Genomic DNA, 21,631 nt, shown 5'->3' with positions numbered 1-21,631 from the left:
ACGACGCCCACATCACCGCCGAACACGCATGACCCCACGACACCAACCGGAGCCCACACCATGTCCCACCATCTCGACTCGCCCATCGCCCGCCAAGACATCCGCCTCGACATCACCGACCTCTATCTGTTCCGCGGCGAGAGCGGCACAGTGCTGATCATCAACGTCTGTCACTCCATGGGCGGCGACATTCCCGCACCGGGCTTTCACCCCGAAGGCATGTACGAATTGAAGATCGACCTCGACGGTGACGCGATCGAAGACCTCACGTACCGTTTCACCTTCACCGACCGCACTCCCGACGAGCGCCAGGACTTCACCCTGCTGCGCACCTCCGGCGCACAGGCGAGCGATCCCTTCGCCGACGGAACACGTCTGCTCGCCGGAACCACCGGCCAGGAGACCACCGGCGCCACTGGTATCCGAGTCTGGGCCGGCCGCGCCGGCGACCCGTTCTGGATCGAACCCGACGTCCTGCACGCCATAGGCCACGCCGTGCAGGACGGCACTGCCCTGGACTTGTCCGGCTGGCGCCGCGAGCAGGCCACCAACCTGTTCGCCGGCCACAGCGTGTACTCGCTGGTGCTGGAAGTGCCCGACACTGAACTGACCTCGCGCCGCGACGACGGCCGCATCGGAGTGTGGGCGGTCGCCTCACTGGGCACCGACGCCGGCGGGTGGCGCTCGATCAACCGAGTCGGGCTCCCGATGATCCATCCCCTGTTCACCCAATTTGACGAACGCCTCGGCGACGACCTCAACGCCGGCCAACCCCGCGACGACTACGCCACCTACGGCCCCTCCGTGGCCGCCAAATTGGCCGCCGTCATTGCCGCCCACGGCACCGCCACCGATCCCCAAACCCACGGCGCCGTCATCGCCGCCCGGCTGTTCCCCAACATTCTGCCCTACACCGTCGGCACACCCGCCGCCTTCAGCTTCGCCGGCTTCAACGGCCGCTCACTGATCGATAACGCCCCTGACGTGATGTTCAGCCTCGTCACCAACACACCAGTCAGCCTCGGCATCGGCAAGGAATCGGTCACCACACCACCCACCACGACGTTCCCGTACGTACCCGTCTTGCGCTGACCCGCAGCCCTGACCACACCCCTCGACCACCCACCAACACCGGCCGCCGCTGACCCGCCGAACCTGCGGTGGCGCTCAACAACCGCACCACCGTTGCGGCGCCAGACGACGAAAGGTGCTCCCATGACTGAGGCACGCGGTGTAGACCATGCATCACGGCGTCTGACGATCCCCTGCCCGGGAACTACGACGACGCACGCAACCGCTACGAGGGCCAGGTCCCTGTCGTCGATTACGCCGGTTTCGCCGACGCGCGATCCTGGCACGAATCCCTACGGCCAGACCCTGGTGGTCAAGGAACCGGTCGGGGTGGTCGGCGCCGTCATCGCGACACGGGCGACTCCAATCGTTCTCAGTAAGAAACAGCGAGTCTGGGAAACAACAGATGCCGGACGGCGGCCCGTTATCCGCCCACCGCACCGGGAGGAGGACAACACTCCGCCGCCGCCGAGCGAGCCGCGACCCCTTCACGACGTACCGGCACAGCGTTGGCTTACCTCCGCGCAGCGGATTGGTCGGGCCACTCATAGAACCCTTGGCCAGTTTTGGCTCCGAGCCGGCCGGAGTCCACGTACTCGTGCAACAGTCGCCGAGGGCCATCGGGCAGGTGGGGATTCTCGGCCGCGTAGTGATCTTCGATATCCAGGACGATGTCAAGACCCACCCGGTCCATCAGTCGAAACGGGCCCTCGGCGATCGCCATGTTCGCGACCATGATCGCGTCCACCTCTTCTGGTGTGCTCACCCCCTCTGCCACCACCTGCAGAGACTCCCGTTTGATGGCTGCCCAGATGCGGTTGAAGATGAATCCGGTGCTCTCCTTGCGTGCGACGAAGGGCAACAAACCGAACTCGGGCAACCGTGACTCGAGGAAATCGATGACCGCAGGATCGGTCTCGCCGTCCGACATCAGTTCGACCGCCATGTTCTGCGGAGGCAGGGCGAAATGCATGTTGAGCACCCGATGGCGATGTGCCACCTCGTCGACGATCAAACGAGAGGCGTAGGACGAGGAGTTCGTAGCCAGGATGGCGTCGAAGTCGGCCACTCGATCCAGTGCTCCGAACAGGGGCCGCTTGATGTCCAGACGTTCCGGCACCGCCTCGATGATCAGCCACGCTCCCGGCACGGCGGCATCGATGTCGGCCTCGGCCGAGACCCGGCCCGGTTGTCGCCCGGTGCGTGCGGTCAGCGCGGGCAGTTGATCGGCCACATACCGCAGCGCATCGTCGCGCTGCCCGGCGTCTGTATCGACGAGTCGGACGGCGCTGCCCGCCGCGGCGAATACCGCGGCGATGCGTCGACCCAAGGTGCCGGCGCCGATGACGGTAACGGGGCGGTCAGTGACGTTGGTGGGGGGTGTGACATTCATGGCGAGCCTTCCGATTCAGAATGTATTGAGTATATTATGAATCGGACCGAGCCGGAAAGGGGTCAGCAGTGACCGACGAGACAGTCCAACGCAAGCGGACGAACACCCGCAACCGGCTGCTGGATGCTTCTGCGGAATTGTTCGCCCGGCACGGAACGACCCAGGTCTCCATCGACGACATCTGTCGCACATCAGGATTCACCCGGGGCGCGTTCTACTCGAATTTCAAGACCGTCGAGGATGTCTTCTTCGCCCTCTACGAGCGCGCGAGCGCCGACCTGCTCGCGCGGATGGCCGACGCCTCGCCGCAGACCACGACCGCGACGCTGGAGGAAGCCGCCGACGCGCTCGTGGACCTCATCCCGGCCGACGTCGACTGGTATGTGATTCGCGCGTCCTTCGCGGTGCGCGCGCGCGGCCGCGAGGACATCGCAGCAGCCTTGCGGTCACACAGCGATCAACTTCGCCAAGGCATCGAACCGTTCATCGATGCCACTGTGCGGGCGGCAGGCCGGCGTTTGACCGTTGCCCTCGACGTCGCCGCACAGGTCGTCATCGCGGCCAACGTCGGAGCAGTGTTGCAGCTGGCGATCATCGACGACCCCACACAGGCTTTGCGCCGCAACGCCTTCCTTGCAGCACTCAAAGGAATCTCAGAACAAGCCCCGACCCGGTCGACGCGCACACAGGAGTAGCCATGACAACCGAACCGCCACCCCGGCTCTACGCACTGGACCTGATTCGCGGCAGCGTCCACCGCATAGACGTCGCCACAGGCGAGAGTCACGACCTGGCCACCGGGCTCGAGGAGGCACCGGACGGCATCATCGTCGACGAAGCCGAGGGCTACGCCTACTTCACCCTCATGGGTCGGCCGGACACGCCGCTGGAACCAGCACACGAACCACCATTCACCGCACGCAACGGCTCCATCCAACGGGTAGCACTCACCGGCGGAGCACCCGAGATCGTCGTCGACAGGGGACGCTTCACAACAGGAAAACAACTGGCCACTGATCCACGAACAGGCCGGCTGTTCTGGTGTGACCGGGAAGGAGGTGCGGTCTACCGCTGCGAGCGTGATGGCACCGCGGTCACCCGCCTGATCGACAACGCGAACGCAGACCTTCCAGCCGCTGAGCGGGAATGCGTCGGCATTGCGGTCGACCCCACGAACGACTGGCTGTACTGGACCCAGAAGGGGCCGTCCGACGGCGGCAAAGGCCGAATACTGCGCGCCCCACTCGACATTCCGCAGGGGACACCGCCAGAGGCACGGACGGACATCGAAATTCTATGGGACGGTCTGCCCGAACCAATCGACCTGGAACTCAACGAGGAACACCAGATCCTGTACTGGACCGACCGGGGAACACCACCCAACGGCAACACGCTCAACCGTGCCCACGTTCCCGAACCGGGCGACAGGGGAGTAACCCCCGACATCATCGCGCACGGCTTCTCCGAAGCCATCGGCGTGGCACTCGACCTGCCCAACAACGTTGCCTACGTCTCGGACCTATCCGGCGCCATCCGGCAAGTCGACCTGTCCACCGGCAACACGCGAGTCATCGCCGTCCTGGCCGGTGCCGCCACAGGAATCGCACTAGTCCACTGATATTCGTCAGCAACGCCCAACTCCCGCGTCGGTTGGCCGGGGAGTAGCTCGCGACAAAGCCATCCGGGGACCTCTACATTGGCTAAGCCATGTCCGAGTCAATGACATTGAGACAGCGTAGAATTCGAGGCTCGCGCTGTCGCTTCTCGAAGGATGTCGCGGGTCGCCGGGCTTCACGATGGCGCCTGCTCTCGCCAGCTGGCCAGCACTGGGCGCCACCGCGCCGTCGGCATGGCCGACCTCCTGATCGCTACCCTCGCAGAGGCTCATGATGTGACGCTGATTCACTATGACGCCGACTTTGAGGTTGCCGCAGAGGTACTACCGTTCCGGCACCAATGGGTTCTGGAACAGGGGGCCATCTGACTGTTTGACTTCAAAAGCCCTGGGCGGCACGGCAACTTATATTGATTTAGTTGACATAATGTGGCTTATCGGCACATATCACGGTGGGCGTATCCGAACAGGCGGACCGCATAGCGCTGCGACCGCGTGACCATTCGAGCGCCTGGCCCCGCTGCTGATTCGGCGATCGTCGCGGAGTGCGGCTGTTTTATGCGCGTTCGTCGTCAGCCATGACCAGCGGGCTTGCCTGGACGCTCGGCACCGTTGGCGGCCCGGGCGCATCGGCCGCCGTCGGCCGAACTGTCGATGGTCGAACCCATTCCAGCTCTCTCCCAACGCCTCTCGTCAACGTCAAAACGTCACAGTGACGAATTGACCTCGAGCGTCTCGGTGCGCTGCGACGGGCTTCAGTCTCGGTCGTGATGGCACACGGCTTCCAGCATGAGGCCGAAAGGGTCCAGCCAGAACGTGGCGAAGTACGGCGGCGGGTATTCCGGGAACGATTGCGGCTCATGGAGTACGACGCCATCGAGTTGGATTACGGCCTCGTGCACACGGGGAACCGCCGACCGTGTCCCGACCATGAACGCCAGGTGCTGAAGACCCGGTCGGTGGCGCGAATAATCACCCGGTTCACCTGACGGGTAGAGAAAAATGTAGGTCCCCGGCTTGCCTCCGGTTGGCCGGAACGCGATCTGATCGTCCGCGTCGAGGAACGGCTCGAATCCAACCAGCGGCATGAGCTCGTCGTAATATCGTCGAGCCGCCGCGAGGTCGGGCACGTTGACGCCGAGATGACCCAGCACGGCCTGATGGTAACTGGTGGAAGCTGACGCCGGAGCCGAAGCCGCATCCCCTGTCCGTGACGCCGGTGTCCCTCACTTGGGGCTGGTAGCCCGCTAAAACGTCACAGTGACGAATTGGCATGTCCCGCTGGGCCATTGCCCATTCAACGCCCGACTCCCAGGTCAACCTCCCCGACGGCACCGACGTGGTCGAGGCGGGTTCAAGCGTCATGCGATTAGAAGTCTTTGCCCAAGCGGCGGCGGCAGAACGCTCCCTCGCGTTCGTGACCGCATTGAAAGGAAGGGTTCTTCTATCCCCCGCGTCGAACCGAGGATGCGGCGTGCACGGGCTCTCCCGAGGTTCGGCTCGCCACTGCCGATTGCAATTCGAGTACCGCGCTACTCGCATGTGCCGGCAGACGGTACGTGACACTGAACATCACCACTGGCGGACAGGGTCTCGGCCGCTGGCGGAGCACTCGTTCGGGATCACCTCAACCTAGCGCCAAAAGGGAGGGTGATGGCACACGATGTACCCGGTATCGGGGTGGCACTGTCCGGGGGCGGTCACCGGGCGGCACTATTCAACTTGGGCGCTCTGCTGTACCTCATCGACGCCGGCAAGGGTCCCGAACTGCGGTCGGTGTCGTCCGTGTCGGGCGGATCGCTTACCAACGCCTACCTCGGCTACGCGGCGGACCTGACGACGGTAGATTCCGCGACGATGTGGACGCACGCCCGCGCTTTTGCGACCCAGATCGCCAGTCGAGGAACGCTATGGGCCGCCCCCGTCACCTACTTGTACCTGGGCAGCATCGCGGCGTTGCTGGCGCTCGCAACCGCCCTCAGTTTCGCGGGCCTGGGCTGGCTGTGCGTCGTGGTGTGGATGACCGTGATTGCATTGTGCGGGTGGATGGCCCAGTGGCGCAGCACTGTGGTCGCGCACGCCTTCGACACCACGCTGTTCCATCGCAGACCGCTGACGTCGATGAACTCCGTTGTGTCACATGTCTTGTGCGCGACCGATCTTCAGATGGGTCAGGCGGTGTACTTCTCGAGCAAGTTCGTCAATTCGTGGCGGACCGGCTGGGGCACACCGGGTGACCTGAGCATCGCGCGGGCGGCGCAGGCGTCGGCCGCGTTACCTGGAGCATTCAGCGTCGTATCAATGCCGCTGAGCCGCTTCGGTCTGCCCCAGGGCGGTATGCCCGACCGGCAAGCCCCCCGCCATTTCAAACTTCTCGACGGCGGGGTGTACGACAACATGGGCTCCGAGTGGCTGTTGGGACTGGATGACCGGCTCAAAGGATCTCCCCCGCCCGGCCTGCACCCGGTCGAAGAAGTGGTCGTGGTCAATGCGTCCGCCGGAGACGATGTCGTTCTGCGCCCGTCGATCACGGTTCCACTGATCGGCGAGATTCGCAGTCTCCTTGCGGTCAAGGACGTGATGTACCGCCAGACAACCGCCGTGCGTCGCCGGCTGCTCAATACGCGCTACCGTATCGCTCGCGACGACGACCTCGGCCACATTCATCACACAGCGTCTGTGTTGAAGGAGTCGTTGCGCGGCACGACGATTCAAATAAGCCAGAGTCCATTCTCGATACCCGACGCCTATGTGAGCGGTTCGGATTCGTTGGCTGCCCGCGCTCGTGAAGCAATCGCGGCGCTGGGTGGATTGGACAGACAGTTCTGGGAAGCGGAGGCCGATCGCAACCGACGCGTCAAGACGACGTTGTCGCGGGTCGCCCCGCGTCGTGCCGAATCGCTGATCCGGCACGGCTACATCCTGAGCATGGTCAATTGTCACGTGCTGCTCGGCTATCCGCTCGTGGGGATACCGGCGATCGATCAGTTCCGCCGGCTGGTCACACCAAGTCCGGGGCAAAGCAATCCCAGCGACGACCCGGCATCACCGCCACCCCAACAGCCCATCGTTCCACTGCAGTAGCACCTTTGGCGGCCGGCAAGGAGGACTTGATGCGCAAAGCCCCCGAACGAAGAGCGTTGCGGATATTCGCCTTCGACCCGATGATCTCGCGGGCCGGAGACCATCGCGTCACCGTCGAAGTGCCCTATCGCAAGCTCGACCGGATCGAGCGCTCCTTCTGGGACGACCGGCTCGAGGTGGTCGACTACGACGCTGCCGCTGACGTGTACTACAAAGCCGTCGACCTCGACGACGCCGCGATCGCGATGCAGCAGGGCATCGAGCCGTCGGAATCCGATCCCCAGTTCCACCAACAGATGGTGTACGCGGTCGCCTCGCGCGTGCTCGAGAACTTCGACCGCGCGCTCGGTCGACGCCTGCGATTCTGGGGCGGCGAGCGGCTGCGACTCATGCCGCACGCTTTTCAGGGCAGCAACGCGTATTTCGACGACGACCTGAACGCCGTGCTCTTCGGCTACTTCTCCGCTGATGTGGACGATCCCGGTCCCAACTTGCCGGGACAGTTGATCTTCACCTGCCTCTCGCACGACATCGTGGCCCACGAGGTCGCGCACGCGGCGTTGAGCCGTCTGCATCGCCGGTACAACGAACCCACCAACCCTCAGGTTCCTGCTCTGCATGAGGCGTTCGCCGACATCGTCGCGCTGTTCCAGCGCCTGACGTTTCCGGAAGTCGTGAGCACTGCAATCCGTGAGACGCGCAACAATCTGTTGGATCCGCAGGGACGGTTACTGGACATCGGCGCGCAATTCGGCTCTGCCGCCGGGAAAGGCCATGCGCTGCGCAGCATTGCGGCCACGCGCGATCCGTCGAAAGTCGCCTCCACCACCGAGCCGCATGCCCTCGGATGGATCCTCGTGTCGGCGGTGTACGACGGGTTCGTGGACACCTACGAGCGACGCACGCGCGACCTCGTCCGCATCGCGACAGGTGGCAGCGGCAAGCTGCCGGACGGGGAGTTGCATCCGGACCTGGTGAACCGGCTCGCCGGGGAGTGCGTCCGCACGGCGCAGACGGTCCTGTCGATGTGCATCCGCGCCACCGACTACCTGCCGCCCGTCGATCCGACGTTCAGCGATTACCTGCGGGCGATGATCACGGCCGACTTCGAACTGAATCGCTCGGACGTCTCGGGTGTCCGCGCTTCGATGATCGAGGCTTTCCGCCAGCGCGGCATACAGCCCCAGGCCGTGGGCTCGCTGGCTGTCGAATCACTGCTCCTTGAGGTGGAGCCCGATGACGCGCCGAAGGACAGCGATCTCGCGAGGATCGTCGCGGACCTGGTCGAGGTTGGTGCGCGCGAGCTCGGCCGGACGACGGGCCCGGCGACATCCACCAGCACATACCGGCAGCCACGCGCACGTGAGGTGACGAGCCGTTCCGACTGGGACGCGCAGCAATACCAGTCGCTTTCGGAGCCACCGAGAGAAGACGCGCAGATCCCCGAGACGGAGGAACCGGACGACGATTGGCGCAGCCTGGGCGGGAGGCTGGGATCCTGGGTGAAGGCGAACCGCCGCCGGCTCCAGCTCGATCCCGACATTCCCGCTGCAGTCGAATTCCATCCGGTGCACCGGATCGCCGCCACGGGCGAGTTGCTGGTCGAGATGGTCGCGCAGATTGTCCAGACCATGCGCCTGGAAGACGATCTCGGCGGATTGCACTACCGCGCGGGACTGACACTCGTGGCCAACATCGACGGGCAGGTCCGCTACTACATCCGCAAGCCGTTCTGCGAGGACCGGAAGCAGGCCCTGCGCGACCGGGTCACCGCATTCGACGACACGTACGGGATGGGCTGGGCCCCAGCTGATCCCAAACCCAACCGGATTGCCGCCGCATACTCGGCGCGGGCCATGGACGCACGGAGGTGGCGATGAGCTCCACGATGACGATCCGCATGTACAACGTCGGCTTCGGCGACTCGTTCCTGCTACTGCTGCCCGGCAAGAAGACCATTCTCGTGGACGCGGGCTTCCACAGTCAGGGCAAGGGTGCGTTCACCGGCAATGACCTCGCCAAGCAAATCGCGGCGGACGCGGAAGCACACAGCGGTGAACCGCGCATCGACGTCGTGATCGCGACGCACCGCCATCAGGATCACGTGTTCGCCTTCAATTCGGCGGAATGGAAGAAGCTCGACATCGGCGAGGTCTGGATGCCCTGGGTCGAGGACCGCGACAACCCCGACGCAACCAAACTCTGGAAGAAGCAGCAGGGCTTCGCCATGAGGCTGGCCGAGGCGGCCCCGAGCTTCGGGCTCTCGCCGGAGGACAATGCGGAACTCGACTTCCTGCTGTGGAACGCCGGGATAGACATCACCAACCTGGCGGCCGATGCCGAGCTGGCGGCGTGGAGCAACCAGGGAGCGCTGGAGACGCTGCACGACGGGTTCAGGCACCGCGACCGACTGGATCCGCGGTTCCTGCCCGAAAGCAACGTCTTTCCGGAGACCTTCGAAAGTAGCGTGATCACCGGAATGAAGGTGCACGTCCTTGGGCCACCGCGTGATCCCGACGAGATCGAGGAACTCGACCCCGCCAATGACGACGAGACCTACAAAGCACTCATGTTGAGGGCCGCCGGCGTCCTGGCCCAGGCGGTTGCAGCCCCGTTCTCCGAGCAGTGGCGCGTGCCTGAAACCGACGCGGGACCGCAGCTCGCCGCCAAAGACCTCAAGCGTCTGAAAGGACTCGCGCACTCGGCCGACGCGCTGCTGGCCGCGAAGGCCGTCGACGACATGATCAACTCGACGAGCCTGGTGCTGGTACTCGAGATCGGCGACGCCCGTCTGCTGCTGCCGGGCGACGCCGAATGGGGAACCTGGAAGCGCATTTTGGCGAACAACAAAGCGCGCTCCCTCCTGCGCGGCGCCACCTTCTTCAAGGTCGGCCACCACGGCAGCCACAACGCGACGTCCAAGACGCTCGTCGAGAAGGTGCTGCCGCGTGAGATCCCGGCGATGGTGTCCACGCAGGAGGGCTCCGGAAACTATCGCAACAACATTCCGCTCGAGGATCTGCTGAAGGCGCTCGGGGAGCACGACATCAGCTATGCGCGCAGCGACAAGGGCGACGAGGTGTTGCCGCCCGGCTTTGTCGCCGAGGCCGATGCGAAATGGATCGACATCGAGATCGCCTGCTGAGCCGGTCCACGTCGGCGGTCGATCACAGCCTCAACGACTGTCGCCGAATCCGGGTTTCTGCACCACGGGCTTGCGGTGCTTGATCACGGGAAGTTGTGCGAACACGGAAGGGTCGACGCCGAACACGGCACCCAAAACGTCGGCAGGCACCGATGAGATCGACTGTGCCAGTGGCACGTCGTCCTGGGGTTCGGTGGTCTCGGCATTGAACACCACCAGCACATAGAGGTCCTCGGTGTCGCTGACATTCTCGAAGTAGTGGAAATGACCCTGAGGGGCGAACACCAGGTCACCGGCGCCGACGGTGAAACGATCCTGGGTCGAGTCGGGCCCGACGAAACTCCATCGGGTGGTACCGGCGATGACGAAGTTGACTTCCCACGCACTGGGGTGCCAGTGCGGCTCGCGGATCCCGCCGGGCGCGAGGTGGATCAGATAGGTCGCCGCCTTCTGTCCGCGAAGGATCGGGAAGTTCTCGGCATGCGCGCCCTGCAGGCTTCCTCCGGGCATGAAATTGCCTGGTGCGGACTGTAGATGGAAGACGTGGGGGTGGTCCGGGTCCAAGCCGGGCTCCGGCTTGGACCCGGCGGCCGGCAGACCGAGCCAGGGTGATCCGATACCCGGCTTGATCGGGATGGCGGGCGGTGGCGGGAAGCCGGCCTCGGAGACGGTCGGTGTGGCGACGTTGCGCGCGTCGCTGGTGGGTTCGAGACCGTGTGGAGGTGTATCGGACATGGTCATCCTCTGCGGGTAGGCGGACACGGATGCGGGAACGTGAATCAAGTAAGTGTTGAACCTCGATTGCACTGCACTGTACAGTGCAGTGCAGGCTCTGGTGAAGTGCTCAACGACCTCAGCTTCGCGGATCGAAGGGAATACCGGCGTGATGTCTGCCAACAGTTCGAACCCCTCAACAACCGCGCCCTCATCCGATGGCGAAAGCCCAGCACGGGCGCGCGCAACGGAGATGGCCGACAGGGCACGCATCTGGCTGAATACGCTCTCCGAGAGCCAGATTCGAACGGCCTTGTTCCCCGCTCCATCGCAGGAGGATGCCGATCGCGAGCGGCGGAGATTCTTCTATGTGCCCACCGATCACGGTGGGCTCACCCTGGAGCAGCAAGACCCGCACCAACGGCAGTTGGCGATGATGTTGCTCGCCACCGGCCTGAGCCGAGAGGGCTACGTGGCGGCCGCGGCCATCGTCGGGTTGGAGAACATCCTCGATCTCTACGAAGACTTCAGCATCCAGTGGGACTTCCCGCGCGGTCGCGACACCGGCCGGTACTACCTGCGCATCTTCGGCGATCCTCGTGAAAGCGCCACGTGGAGTTGGCGGTTCGGCGGCCACCATCTGTCCATCAACTTCTTGGTGATCGACGGTGAGGTCGCGGCGACCACTCCCCTCTTCCTCGGCGCCGATCCGGCCTCGGCACCGCTGCCGGGTGGCGCGCATTACGCCCCACTCGGCGGCATCGAAGATCTGGCCTTCCAATTCGCCGCCTCGCTCGACGGCGCACAGCGCTCACAGATGCAACTGCTCGACCGGGCCGTCGGCGACATCGTGAGCGGTAACCGGGACCGGCTCGCCGATGGTGACGAGATGATGGTCACCCGGAACCTGTTCCGTGGCAAACTCGAAAAGCCGGAACTGCTCAAGCTGGCCGACGGCATCTACGCCGAAGGTGAGCAACAGTCGGGGTTCACCAAAGCCGACCACCGCCGGATGGCCTACACCGTCAAGCCAAAGGGCCTCTCCGCGGCCGACCTGTCCCCCGATCAACGACAGCTCTTGCAGAGCCTGGTGGCCGCGGCGTCGTCGGGCATCCACCTCGACTTGGCGCCGATCGGTCCCGATCGGCTGGCGGGAATGCATGTTGCCTGGGGCGGACCCCTTGACGGCGCGCCGGTCTACTTTCGGCTGCAGGCGGGCACCGAGTTTCTCTACGAGTATGACAACACCCAGCGCAAGGGCAACCACGTCCACTCGGTGTTGCGTAACCCTGTGCGGGACTTCGGTATAGATCTGCTCAAGCACCATTACGAGAACGTCGCCCACCGCTGACCGATGCAAGTATCCGAGGCACACGTCACGTTGACCGACTTCCGGTTCACCTGCGGTGACACGCTGGCCGCCGTCACGCAGAACTACCGGACTCTGGGGACACCTCGACGTGCCGCCGACGGCGATGTCGTCAACGCGGTGCTGTTGCTGCACGGGACGACGGGCAGCGGCACACAGTTCCTGATTCCGAGCACCGCGGACCATCTGTTCGGGCCGGGCCGGCCACTCGACCTCGCCAGCCACTACGTGATCCTTCCGGACGCACTCGGGCACGGGGGTTCCAGTAAACCCAGTGACGGGTTGGGCAACCGGTTCCCGCAGTACGGTTATGTCGACATCGTGACCGCCCAGCATCGACTGGTCACCGAGCACCTGGGCATCCGGACGCTGCGGTTGGTCGCCGGTACGTCGATGGGCGGGATGCAGACCTGGATGTGGGGCCAGATGTACCCGGATACAATGCGTGCGCTGATGCCGATAGCCGCGCTGCCGCAGCGTGTTCGGGGACGGAACTTGTTGTACCGTCGTCTGCTCATCGACGCCATTCGCACCGACCCCGCGTATCGGGACGGCGCCTACGACAGTCAGCCCCGTTCGGTCGGTCTCGCTTTCAACATCTTCGCGCTGTTGACGCACGGAGTACCCGCACTCGAACGCGCCATCGATTCGATTGCGACCGCGGATGCGTACGTCCAGAAGGCGGCCGACGACGCCGTCCGGCTGCAGGATGCGAACGACACCATCTGGGAGTTCGCCGCGTCTTTCGACTACGACCCCAGCGCTCGGCTGAGCGACATCACCGCGCCCCTGCTCGCGGTCAATTTCGAAGACGACGAGGTGAACCCGAGCGGGCCGGATGTTCTCCGGGACGCCGTCGAGCGCGTCGCACGGGGAAGAGCCGTCATCGTCCCGACCGGCCCCGGGTCGGACGGACATCTGTCACTCAAGAACGCCCGTCTCTGGGCGCACCACGTGCGGGAAATCCTCGCGTGGACGACTGATGGCCATCACGGGTCATGACGTGCCGTGGTGAGGAAGGACCGTTGTCGGTATGACATTCGACCAGAACGCGCAGTGGATGCGAACCTGGCTCGCGCACTGGGTGCAACCGCATGGTGTGCATCACGATGGCGAGCACGGCCGGGCTGTGTACCAGAGATCCACAATGGGTGCTCTGCTCGACGGCATCTACGACGGTGACATGACCATCCAGGAGGTGCTCGAGCACGGCGACTTCGGGCTCGGAACCTTCAATCAGCTGGACGGGGAGATGGTGATCCTCGACGGCGTGTGCTACCAGCTGCATGCCGACGGCACGGTGAACCGCGCCGATCTGCAGGCCCGGACGCCTTTCGCGGCAGTGACCTGGTTTCGCGCCGACCACGTGTTCGACCTCGACGCACCGACTGATCGCGCCGGCCTCACGGCAGCGGTGGATGCTCGGATCGAAAGTGCCAATCTCATCTACGCGGTCCGTATTTCCGGACATTTCAGCAGAATTCACACCAGAACCGTGTCTCGGCAAACCCGCCCCTATCGTGGCTTCACCGAGGCGACGAAGAACCAGAGCGAGACCGTCCTCGAGGACACCTCCGGGGTGATGGCGGGATTCCGCATGCCCGACTATGAGCAGGGCATCAGCGTCGCCGGCTACCATCTGCACTTTCTCGATGCCGCGCATGCCCGGGGCGGCCACGCCCTCGACTTCCAGATCACCGCGGCCCGCGTAGAGATCAGCGTGCGCTCGGATCTGCACCTCAGTTTGCCGACCACCGCGGAGTTCTTGAACGCGCACCTCGACCGGGCAGACCTCGACGCCGATATCGGGCGGACCGAAGGTGGATGAGTCCGCGAGCGCCCGTGCCGGGATACAGGATTGTTGACGACTCTCGAGAGGACGACGTGATCACGTTGCCTGCTGTCCGGTCCGCGCAGCGCGTCGTGGACACCCTCGATGCCTTCGGGGTGCGCTACATCTTCGGTGTCCCCGGAGCGAAGATCGATGCCGTGTACGACTGCCTGCTCGACGGCGGACCCGAATTGGTGATCTGCCGCCACGAGCAGAACGCGGCGTTCATGGCCGCGGCGGTGGGCCGGCTCACCGGCACCCCCGGTGCCGTGCTGGTGACATCGGGTCCCGGTACGAGCAACCTGTCCACGGGTCTGCTCACGGCCAACACCGAGCAGTATCCGGTGATCGCGATCTGTGGTGCCGTCGACCGCGCCGACCGGATCAAGAGGACCCACCAGTCGATGGCGACGGTGGAGGCTCTGCGGCCGTTCACCAAATACGTTGCCGAGGTGGACGACCCGGACAATGTGAATGAGGCGGTGGCCAATGCCCTCAGAGCCGCCGTGAGCGTTCCGCAGGGCGCCGCGGCAGTGGTCCTACCTCAGGACGTCGCCAAGGCCGGCACCACCAGTGGGGTGTCGCGATTGGCCGCTCCCGGTCGCCTCGGGCCGGCGCCCGGCGACGCCATCGCCGCAGTGGGCGACCGGATCCGACAGGCGAAATTCCCCGTGATACTGGCCGGGATGCGCGCCGCCGAGCCTGCCGCATGTGCTGCGATTCGCGGCCTCCTGGAAGTGGCGGACCTGCCCGTCGTCGAGACCTTCCAGGCGGCGGGCATCGTCTCCCGGGCCCTGGAGTCGCACTACCTCGGGCGCGTCGGCCTGTTCCGCAATCAACCCGGTGACATCGTGCTCAGTCGTGCTGACCTGGTGCTTGCAGTGGGTTACGACCCGGTGGAATACGACCCCCGGCTCTGGAACACCGATCCCGACCGTCGCGGCATCGTCCACCTCGACACCGCACCGGCCGACTGGGACAACCACTATCAACCGGTGGCCGAACTGCGTGGCGACATCGCCGCCACGGTGGCCGCGCTGAGCTCGCGGCTGACCGGTCTGTGCCTGGCCGATCCCGCCGCGGCCATCGTCGACGAACAGCGCGCTGTCCTGCAGGGCGTCGACGACGTGTCGGGCGCGGGTGAGGCGGAAAGCGCGCTCGTGGACCCGGTGGCACTCGTGCTGACCCTGCGGGAGCTGCTCGACGACGAGGCCACCGTGGCCAGCGACATCGGTACGCACTACATCTATCTCGCCCGGCACCTCCGCACCTATCAGCCCGGCCATCTGTTGTTCTCCAACGGTCAACAGACCCTCGGTGTCGCGCTTCCGTGGGCCATGGCCGCATCGATGGTGCGGCCGGGAACGCAGATCGTCTCGGTGTCCGGCGACGGCGGCTTCTTGTTCAGCGCGCAGGAACTGGAGACGGCGCGCCGCCTGGGCCTGAAATTCACACACGTCATCATGCGCGACAACTCCTACGACATGGTGAAGTTTCAGGCGGTCCAGAAGTATGGACGGGCCAACGGCGTCGAACTGGGTGACTACGCCATCGCCTCGTTCGCAGCAGCTTTCGGAGCGCACGGCGTCAGGGTGAGCACACTGGCGGAGTTTCGGACGGCATTGCGCGCATCGTTCGGCGCCGGTGGCGTCACCGTGATCGACGTGCCCGTGGACTACAGCCGATCGGGTGAGCTGGGCGCCGACCTTCATGACGACGCCTTCGAATAGCAACCGAAGGCGGGCACCCATCTGCCACCACCCCTGCCGTCACCCGCGGGCGCAGGTAGTGCTAGCCGTAAAAGCAGCGTAGGGCAAACCGGAAAACTGAGGCGCGAAGCCACTTTTCGCCTTGTCGGCGGCTCCGACTGCACTGTACAGTGCAATGCAGTCGACTGATGTACCACCCGCTGGATCCTCCACTCACACCATCGATATTCGATCTCAAGGAGCAGTCATGAAGGTCGGTTTCAAAGACGACTCGTTCGCATTCGAACTCGTTCGCAATCTGGGGTTCACGTATTACGGTGGTGCCGATATCGCCGAGATCATGGCCACGGTCGACACCATCGTCGAGGGCGACTTCGACAGCTGGTACCAGAGCTGGCACAACCGTGGCGAACGGGTGCTGGGGCGAGCGCGTGATTACCTGTCCGGGGGCCACCTCGTCAGTGCTCGGGAAGCGCTGCTGCGTGCGTCGACATACTTCCGGATGTCGGAGTTCTATCTGCACGGTAATCCGGATGATCCCCGCATTCTCGCCGATGCCAAGGCCTCGCAGGACGCCTACGCAAAGGCTGCCGAACTGATGGGTCCCACCTGGGAGCCCATTGAAATCCCTTATGAGGGTACGACGTTGCCGGGTTACTTCTACAAACCGGACGACTCCCCGGAGCCGCGGCCCACCCTCATTTTCCACGGTGGCTTCGACTCGAGCGTCGAAGAGTTGTACTACTTCGCCGCCGCCGGCGCGACCCGGCGTGGCTACAACTGTCTGACCTTCGACGGTCCCGGCCAGGGCATGCCGGTGCGTGAGCAGAAGCTGTACTTCCGGTACGACTGGGAGAAGGTCGTCTCACCGGTAGTCGATTACGCGGTGTCCCGACCCGATGTGGACGCCGACCGACTGGCGCTCAAGGGCATGAGCCTCGGGGGTTACCTCGCCGCCCGGGCGGCCGCGTTCGAGCCGAGGTTCAAAGCGGCGATTCTGTTCGACGGGGTCTGGAGCCTCTACGACAGCATTGTCGGGATCATGCCTCCCGGGGCGGGTAAGGCCCTCGATGACGAAGACGCGGCCACCTTCAACACGCTGGCTCAACAGGCGATGGACGCCAACACCCAGGTCCGGTGGACCTTCACCCAAGGCACGTGGAGTTTCGGTCAGAAGACCCCATACGACTTCATGGTCGAGTGCAAGAAGATGACCCTGGACGGTGGCGTGCTCGACGGGATCACCTGCCCCACCTTGGTGATGGAGGCCGACGGGGATCAGTTCTTCCGCGGTCAGCCCGAACACGTCTACCAAGAACTGAAGGCGCCCAAGGCCTTCGTCGCCTTTCACGAGGAGGACGGGGCCGAGAACCACTGCCAGTCAGGTGCGTTGGCCTACAAGGACGAAGTGGTCTTCAACTGGCTCGACGACAACCTCAAGGCCTGACCGCCACCTCCATCTGCTGACCGAAGGAACCATCATGACCGATACCGATTCGACGCTCGGCGGGCGATTGCCGTTGATCGACCCGGCCACCCTGAGCGGCGACCAGAAAGACCTCTACCAGACGATGCGCTCGACCCTCATCACGTGGGCCGACAGCAATGGCTTCCGAGGGATGACCGACGACGGCAAGCTCATCGGGCCGTTCAACCCGTACCTGTACAGCACGGGCATCACGCCGGGTTTCCTGGCGTGGATGCAGGCGGACTCGAAACACACCTCCCTGGACAAGCAGACGCACGAGGTGGTCATCCTCACGGTCGGCGCCATCTGGAGGACGCCCTACGAGATGTACGCCCATTCCGCTGTCGCACGGACGGTCGGCCTATCCGAGGCGGCCATCGCGGGACTGTGCCGTGGCGAGACGCCGGCGGAGCTGACCCCCGGCCAGCTCTTGGCGCACAGGTTCGCGAGCCAACTCACCCGGGAGTACAGAGTCGACGACGAGCTGTATCGGGAGGCCGAAAAGCACTTCGGTTCAGCCACGTTGGTCGATCTCGTCTATCTGGTCGGGCTGTACCTGCTCACCTGTGCACTGCTCAACGCGTTCCAGATTCCCACGCCCGACGAGGCCCGAGCGGTTGAAGGAAACTGAGATGGCATCCAGAATCGAGATCGAGCATGCGACATTCGGGTTGATGGGTCCGCTTGCGCACACCGCGACGACGTCGATGTCGATCCACTGCGTGATCTTCCACATCGGTGATCGCGTCATCCTGCTCGACACAGGTTTCGGCACCCAGGAAATGGCGGACCCGCAGAATCTTCTCGGAACGGACGCCCTGTTCAAGTTGGGCATCCTCATCGATCCGCGATTGACCGCCCTGCATCGCCTGCGGGCACGTGGCATCGAGCCCGAACAGGTCACCGACATCATCGTCACTCATCTGGACAACGATCACGTCGGGGGCTTGCACGACTTCCCGCACGCTGTGGTGCACGTCGCGTCCGAGGAATTGGCCGCCTACGACAGCACGCAGAAGCGCGGCCCCTACATGCCTTACCAGGTGTCGCACCAGACGAAGTTCAAGACGTACGCACCGACTGAGGAGACATGGTTCGGGCTACCCGCCCGAACGCTTGACCTTCCTGCGGAATTGGGCGCCAAACTCGTTCCCTTACACGGTCATACGGTTGGGCACTGTGGTGTCGCCTACCGCGAGAACGGCAAGTGGTCGCTGCATGCCGGTGATTCCTACTTCGATCACAGGATGAACTTCCTCTCCCCCGCCCCGGGCTTGCCGCTGGAGATCGCGTTTCAAACCGATTACGCCAAGCGGGTGGCAACGCTGGCCAAGCTGCGCGAACTCCGGTTGGCCCACCCCGACGAGATTGAGATGTTCTGCACCCACGACCAGAGCGAGTACATCAGCTGGACCGACGATCGTGGTCGGCCCGACTTGCTCATCCGTTACGGCGAGTAGCGCCGCGAATTCCGGGCCCACGCCGTGGCGGGGGACGTGGACCCGACATGGACTCCCCGAGTGAGTCGACCGACGGTGCGACGTAACGTAAGGGCATGACCCCCGTCGCCCCCCCGGCCTCTCCGCTGGAACCAGAATCGACACGTGGGTTGATTCTGCGCACAGCCGGTCGGGTGTTTCTCGCCCACGGTTACGGACACTCGAGCATGGACGAGATCGCGCTGGAGTGCGGGGTGGCTCGCCGTACGCTGTACAACCACTTCGCGAGCAAGCAACTGCTCTTCGAGGCGACGATGGCGCAGCTGTGGAACCGCATGCCGTTGGACGCCATCGTCGACGCGACGAACCGCGTCGGGCCGCCCGAGGAGGTCCTGTACGCCATCGGCCGGGCGATCACCGACTTCTGGTCGCCCCCGGAAGCCGTGGCGTTTCTCCGGCTGGTCATCTGGGAAAGCCCGCGATTCCCCGAGCTCGGCCATGGCCTGATGGACAACGGACGAAGTCCGGCGCGACGCGCGGTGAACGCTTACGTGCGCCGACTCGCCCGGGAGCGCGGCTTTCGGATCGATGACCCCGATCTGGCAACGACGCAGTTCATCGACGTCATACTCGGCGAGATGTTGCTGGGTCGGCTTGTCGCCACACCGACGGTTGAGCTCGATGCGGACCGGTGCGACTACGTGGTGCGCGAGGCCGTGACGCTGTTCCTGTCCCGGTACAAGCGCGCACGTTGAGCGGATCTGCCCCAGTCGACGGCCGGACGCGGATCACCTCAGCGCTTGCACACCAGATCCACGTGCATCGTCGTGTACTGCAGCACCTGCCCGGGGCCCAGAACCGTCATACCCGCAGTGGCCAGCGGCGGCTGGGGCCCGGTCACCGAGCGGCCCTGCCGGACGGCGCTGACCGAACAGTCGTCCATCGATCCACTGCCCACCCTACTCACGATCACCCGATACCCCTCGCTCTCCAACTGGCTGATGGTGTCACGGGCGGATAACTCCGAAGATGGTGCGGCAGAAGCTGATCCGCTGGCGTGCAGTCCCACGCCGAACCCTGCAACGACCACACCTACGCATGCCGAAACGTTCCTCACGGATCAAGCCTCCTTTGCCATTCGGTTCATCCGCGTTAACCCTAAGGTCAAGATCACCCGCCTTTCCCGGACTCATAGGGAATCCACACCACACCATCCGCACATGACGTTCATTGCGTCCTCATAGAACGCTGAATACAGCAGCACAACAGGATGATTCGCGAATGATGCGACGAATCATGCATGTTCCCCGCGGATTGGGCCGTGCCGTCACGACCTGTCCAAGCGGCCCCCGGGACCGGGCCGCCGCAGGTCAGCAGCCCTACTGCGGCTCGTTCGGAGGGTACCGGCTGTGCCACACTGACTGGATGACGTCCTCCGATCGGCGCACCGATGCCTCGCTGCCGGCAGCGGCGGCCAACCAGGACGCCGGTGAAGCGGCGGACCTGGTGGTCGCGGCGGCCGTCGGCGTGCAGCAGATCAGCGCCACCGAGCTTGGCCGGATGCTGCTGGCGGTCAACCGCAGCGTCGCCGACGAGGACGAACTGCTGAGCCTGCTGCAGAATCTCGCCCAGATCGCGCAGGAGGCCATTCCAGGAGCCGACAGCACCGGCGTCACCATTGACCTGGGCGGACGCACCTACACCGCCGTGCACACCGACCAGCGCACCCTTCGAGTGGACACCGAGCAATACGACAGTGGCGTGGGCCCGTGCCTGGAGGCCGCGCGAACCCGCCAGATCATGCTCGTCGATGCGGAGGAGGCGGCGGCCACCTGGCCGCAGTTCGCCGCCGCCGCCCGAGCCGAAGGCATCCGCAGCTTCCTGGCCGCGCCGCTGGTGACCGCGGATCAGACCCTCGGATCACTCAACCTCTACGGCCGCTCCCGATCGGCGTTCGACAGCTTCGATGCCGAGGTACTGGACCTGCTCACCGAATCGGTGTCGCGCGCCATCGGCGACTTCACGCGGTACCGCTCGGCCCGTGACGTGGCCACCGGGCTGCAGCGGGCACTGGAGACGCGGGCCCCGATCGAACAGGCCAAAGGCATGTTGATGGCCATCCATGGCATCAGTGCCGACGAAGCCTTCGACCGCCTGCGCCGCGAGAGCCAGGACACCAACGTCCCGCTGCGCGCGGTGGCCGTCGACCTGGTCGAGCGGCTCACCTCGGTCTCCGACGGTGAAGCTGTCTGAGGCCGGCCATGTCGGCTGTTTGTGATCGGTAAGCCGGCCGGACGGCCTTTACTCGGTCCATGACCACGATGAAGGCCGCCACATCCGCGCTGATCGCCTCCGCGGCACTGACCGCCACCGCACTGGCAACCGCACACGCCGAACCCAGCGACCGTTTCCAGTTCCTGTCCCCGTCGGGGAACATCGCCTGCCATATGGACAGCCGCGCCGACGGCACGGGGTACGCCTGGTGCAAGGTGCAAAACCACGCCTGGGCAGCACCGGCCACCGGGTATTGCCCGCTGGCCTACCTGCCCGGCGCCATCGGCGAACCCGGCGGTGACGATGTCCAGCTCAGCCAGGGCCAAGCCCCCTGCCTGGGATTCGTGATGAGCCAGATCTTCTTCACCGGCCAATACGCGCCGGCCCCGCTCGCGTACGGGCAAGCCCACACCGTGGGGACCCTCACCTGCCGCAGCGAACCCACCGGCGTGACCTGCACCGACACCGCCGGTGGGCACTTCTTCCGGGTGTCCCGTGATGCCTACGAGCTCGGCTGAC

At 64.8% G+C, this 21,631-nt stretch carries 21 protein-coding genes; 17 read left to right on the top strand and 4 right to left on the bottom strand.

What is annotated here, in order from left to right; genetic code table 11:
• Positions 1–60: 60 nt before the first annotated feature.
• Entirely contained in the window at positions 61–1,092 is a 1,032-nt protein-coding gene (locus tag BN977_RS18245) for a DUF4331 family protein (RefSeq protein ID WP_024454682.1), read from the top strand.
• A gap of 493 nt (positions 1,093–1,585) precedes the next feature.
• Here the strand turns inward: BN977_RS18245 and BN977_RS18240 are convergent, their stop codons facing one another.
• On the bottom strand, positions 1,586–2,464 hold the full coding sequence (locus BN977_RS18240; protein ID WP_024454681.1) for a 3-hydroxyacyl-CoA dehydrogenase family protein: 879 nt from the start codon (positions 2,462–2,464) through the stop codon (positions 1,586–1,588).
• A 68-nt stretch (positions 2,465–2,532) separates the two neighbouring features.
• Between BN977_RS18240 and BN977_RS18235 the strand changes: the two genes are divergently transcribed.
• From BN977_RS18235 to BN977_RS33645, 3 genes are all read left to right on the top strand, one after another.
• Positions 2,533–3,159, top strand: coding sequence for a TetR/AcrR family transcriptional regulator (locus BN977_RS18235; RefSeq protein WP_024454680.1), 627 nt, complete (start codon positions 2,533–2,535; stop codon positions 3,157–3,159).
• 2 nt (positions 3,160–3,161) lie between these two features.
• On the top strand, positions 3,162–4,082 hold the full coding sequence (locus BN977_RS18230; protein WP_024454679.1) for an SMP-30/gluconolactonase/LRE family protein: 921 nt from the start codon (positions 3,162–3,164) through the stop codon (positions 4,080–4,082).
• Between the two features lie 153 nt (positions 4,083–4,235).
• Positions 4,236–4,448, top strand: a complete 213-nt coding sequence (locus BN977_RS33645) for a PIN domain-containing protein (RefSeq protein WP_051561632.1) — start codon at positions 4,236–4,238, stop codon at positions 4,446–4,448.
• Between the two features lie 386 nt (positions 4,449–4,834).
• On the opposite strand, the gene BN977_RS18220 is transcribed toward BN977_RS33645, so the two are convergent.
• Positions 4,835–5,233 carry a VOC family protein gene (locus BN977_RS18220; RefSeq protein ID WP_036400054.1) on the bottom strand — a complete coding sequence of 133 codons (399 nt, stop codon included), beginning with the start codon at positions 5,231–5,233 and terminating at the stop codon, positions 4,835–4,837.
• Between the two features lie 499 nt (positions 5,234–5,732).
• On the opposite strand from BN977_RS18220, the gene BN977_RS18215 reads away from it, so the two are divergent.
• From BN977_RS18215 to BN977_RS18205, 3 genes are read left to right on the top strand one after another with little or no spacing between them, the layout of a single operon-like run.
• Positions 5,733–7,163: a patatin-like phospholipase family protein gene (locus tag BN977_RS18215; RefSeq protein WP_084172619.1), complete on the top strand. Its 1,431-nt coding sequence runs from the start codon at positions 5,733–5,735 to the stop codon at positions 7,161–7,163.
• Positions 7,164–7,192: 29 nt separating this feature from the next.
• On the top strand, positions 7,193–9,043 hold the full coding sequence (locus BN977_RS31495) for a gluzincin family metallopeptidase (protein ID WP_131590155.1): 1,851 nt from the start codon (positions 7,193–7,195) through the stop codon (positions 9,041–9,043).
• Complete coding sequence (locus BN977_RS18205) at positions 9,040–10,308, top strand: MBL fold metallo-hydrolase (RefSeq protein ID WP_131590153.1); 1,269 nt, start codon at positions 9,040–9,042, stop codon at positions 10,306–10,308. The genes BN977_RS31495 and BN977_RS18205 overlap by 4 nt, the downstream gene beginning before the upstream one ends.
• Positions 10,309–10,338: 30 nt before the next feature.
• On the opposite strand, the gene BN977_RS18200 is transcribed toward BN977_RS18205, so the two are convergent.
• Positions 10,339–11,043, bottom strand: a complete 705-nt coding sequence (locus tag BN977_RS18200) for a cupin domain-containing protein (protein ID WP_206666821.1) — start codon at positions 11,041–11,043, stop codon at positions 10,339–10,341.
• Between the two features lie 88 nt (positions 11,044–11,131).
• Between BN977_RS18200 and BN977_RS18195 the strand changes: the two genes are divergently transcribed.
• From BN977_RS18195 to BN977_RS18160, 8 genes are all read left to right on the top strand, one after another.
• Complete coding sequence (locus tag BN977_RS18195) at positions 11,132–12,373, top strand: DUF3500 domain-containing protein (RefSeq protein ID WP_206666822.1); 1,242 nt, start codon at positions 11,132–11,134, stop codon at positions 12,371–12,373.
• Between the two features lie 3 nt (positions 12,374–12,376).
• The gene (locus BN977_RS18190; protein ID WP_084172600.1) at positions 12,377–13,393 is read left to right on the top strand and encodes an alpha/beta fold hydrolase; all 1,017 of its coding nucleotides are present in this window, start codon (positions 12,377–12,379) and stop codon (positions 13,391–13,393) included.
• 58 nt (positions 13,394–13,451) lie between these two features.
• Positions 13,452–14,219, top strand: a complete 768-nt coding sequence (gene budA / locus BN977_RS18185) for an acetolactate decarboxylase (RefSeq protein ID WP_084172618.1) — start codon at positions 13,452–13,454, stop codon at positions 14,217–14,219.
• 56 nt (positions 14,220–14,275) lie between these two features.
• Positions 14,276–15,952 (top strand): acetolactate synthase AlsS, encoded by a 1,677-nt coding sequence (gene alsS, locus BN977_RS18180; RefSeq protein WP_234709626.1) that lies wholly within the window; start codon positions 14,276–14,278, stop codon positions 15,950–15,952.
• A 226-nt stretch (positions 15,953–16,178) separates the two neighbouring features.
• On the top strand, positions 16,179–17,378 hold the full coding sequence (locus BN977_RS18175; protein ID WP_036400043.1) for an alpha/beta hydrolase family protein: 1,200 nt from the start codon (positions 16,179–16,181) through the stop codon (positions 17,376–17,378).
• Positions 17,379–17,412: 34 nt separating this feature from the next.
• Positions 17,413–18,030, top strand: a complete 618-nt coding sequence (locus BN977_RS18170; RefSeq protein ID WP_036400040.1) for a carboxymuconolactone decarboxylase family protein — start codon at positions 17,413–17,415, stop codon at positions 18,028–18,030.
• Between the two features lies 1 nt (position 18,031).
• The gene (locus BN977_RS18165) at positions 18,032–18,859 is read left to right on the top strand and encodes an MBL fold metallo-hydrolase (protein ID WP_051561626.1); all 828 of its coding nucleotides are present in this window, start codon (positions 18,032–18,034) and stop codon (positions 18,857–18,859) included.
• A gap of 95 nt (positions 18,860–18,954) precedes the next feature.
• Positions 18,955–19,593, top strand: a complete 639-nt coding sequence (locus BN977_RS18160; protein ID WP_036400037.1) for a TetR/AcrR family transcriptional regulator — start codon at positions 18,955–18,957, stop codon at positions 19,591–19,593.
• A 38-nt stretch (positions 19,594–19,631) separates the two neighbouring features.
• Here BN977_RS18160 and BN977_RS33320 read toward each other — a convergent pair whose 3' ends face one another.
• Positions 19,632–19,811 (bottom strand): hypothetical protein, encoded by a 180-nt coding sequence (locus tag BN977_RS33320; protein ID WP_234709624.1) that lies wholly within the window; start codon positions 19,809–19,811, stop codon positions 19,632–19,634.
• Positions 19,812–20,263: 452 nt separating this feature from the next.
• Here BN977_RS33320 and BN977_RS18150 point away from each other — a divergent pair, with 452 nt between their 5' ends.
• Both BN977_RS18150 and BN977_RS18145 read left to right on the top strand, forming a co-directional pair.
• Positions 20,264–21,091, top strand: a complete 828-nt coding sequence (locus BN977_RS18150; RefSeq protein WP_036400031.1) for an ANTAR domain-containing response regulator — start codon at positions 20,264–20,266, stop codon at positions 21,089–21,091.
• Between the two features lie 59 nt (positions 21,092–21,150).
• Complete coding sequence (locus tag BN977_RS18145; protein WP_036400029.1) at positions 21,151–21,630, top strand: hypothetical protein; 480 nt, start codon at positions 21,151–21,153, stop codon at positions 21,628–21,630.
• The last annotated feature ends 1 nt before the right edge of the window (position 21,631 follow it).

The organism is Mycolicibacterium cosmeticum, assembly GCF_000613185.1.
Taxonomy (GTDB): domain Bacteria; phylum Actinomycetota; class Actinomycetes; order Mycobacteriales; family Mycobacteriaceae; genus Mycobacterium; species Mycobacterium cosmeticum.
Note: the sequence above shows the minus strand (reverse complement) of the source record. Positions and strands in the feature narration are given on the sequence as shown.

Bases quoted from the DNA above. Each gene is read 5' to 3' on its own strand.
- BN977_RS18240 (WP_024454681.1), bottom strand. From the start codon at position 2,464: ATGAATGTCACACCCCCCACCAACGTCACTGACCGCCCCGTTACCGTC.
- BN977_RS18200 (WP_206666821.1), bottom strand. From the start codon at position 11,043: ATGTCCGATACACCTCCACACGGTCTCGAACCCACCAGCGACGCGCGC.
- BN977_RS18170 (WP_036400040.1), top strand. From the start codon at position 17,413: ATGACCGATACCGATTCGACGCTCGGCGGGCGATTGCCGTTGATCGAC.
- BN977_RS18150 (WP_036400031.1), top strand. From the start codon at position 20,264: ATGACGTCCTCCGATCGGCGCACCGATGCCTCGCTGCCGGCAGCGGCG.
- budA (WP_084172618.1), top strand. From the start codon at position 13,452: ATGCGAACCTGGCTCGCGCACTGGGTGCAACCGCATGGTGTGCATCAC.
- BN977_RS18245 (WP_024454682.1), top strand. From the start codon at position 61: ATGTCCCACCATCTCGACTCGCCCATCGCCCGCCAAGACATCCGCCTC.
- BN977_RS18190 (WP_084172600.1), top strand. From the start codon at position 12,377: ATGCAAGTATCCGAGGCACACGTCACGTTGACCGACTTCCGGTTCACC.
- BN977_RS18205 (WP_131590153.1), top strand. From the start codon at position 9,040: ATGAGCTCCACGATGACGATCCGCATGTACAACGTCGGCTTCGGCGAC.
- BN977_RS18160 (WP_036400037.1), top strand. From the start codon at position 18,955: ATGACCCCCGTCGCCCCCCCGGCCTCTCCGCTGGAACCAGAATCGACA.
- BN977_RS31495 (WP_131590155.1), top strand. From the start codon at position 7,193: ATGCGCAAAGCCCCCGAACGAAGAGCGTTGCGGATATTCGCCTTCGAC.
- BN977_RS18230 (WP_024454679.1), top strand. From the start codon at position 3,162: ATGACAACCGAACCGCCACCCCGGCTCTACGCACTGGACCTGATTCGC.
- BN977_RS18215 (WP_084172619.1), top strand. From the start codon at position 5,733: ATGGCACACGATGTACCCGGTATCGGGGTGGCACTGTCCGGGGGCGGT.
- BN977_RS18165 (WP_051561626.1), top strand. From the start codon at position 18,032: ATGGCATCCAGAATCGAGATCGAGCATGCGACATTCGGGTTGATGGGT.
- BN977_RS18145 (WP_036400029.1), top strand. From the start codon at position 21,151: ATGACCACGATGAAGGCCGCCACATCCGCGCTGATCGCCTCCGCGGCA.
- BN977_RS18175 (WP_036400043.1), top strand. From the start codon at position 16,179: ATGAAGGTCGGTTTCAAAGACGACTCGTTCGCATTCGAACTCGTTCGC.
- BN977_RS33645 (WP_051561632.1), top strand. From the start codon at position 4,236: ATGTCGCGGGTCGCCGGGCTTCACGATGGCGCCTGCTCTCGCCAGCTG.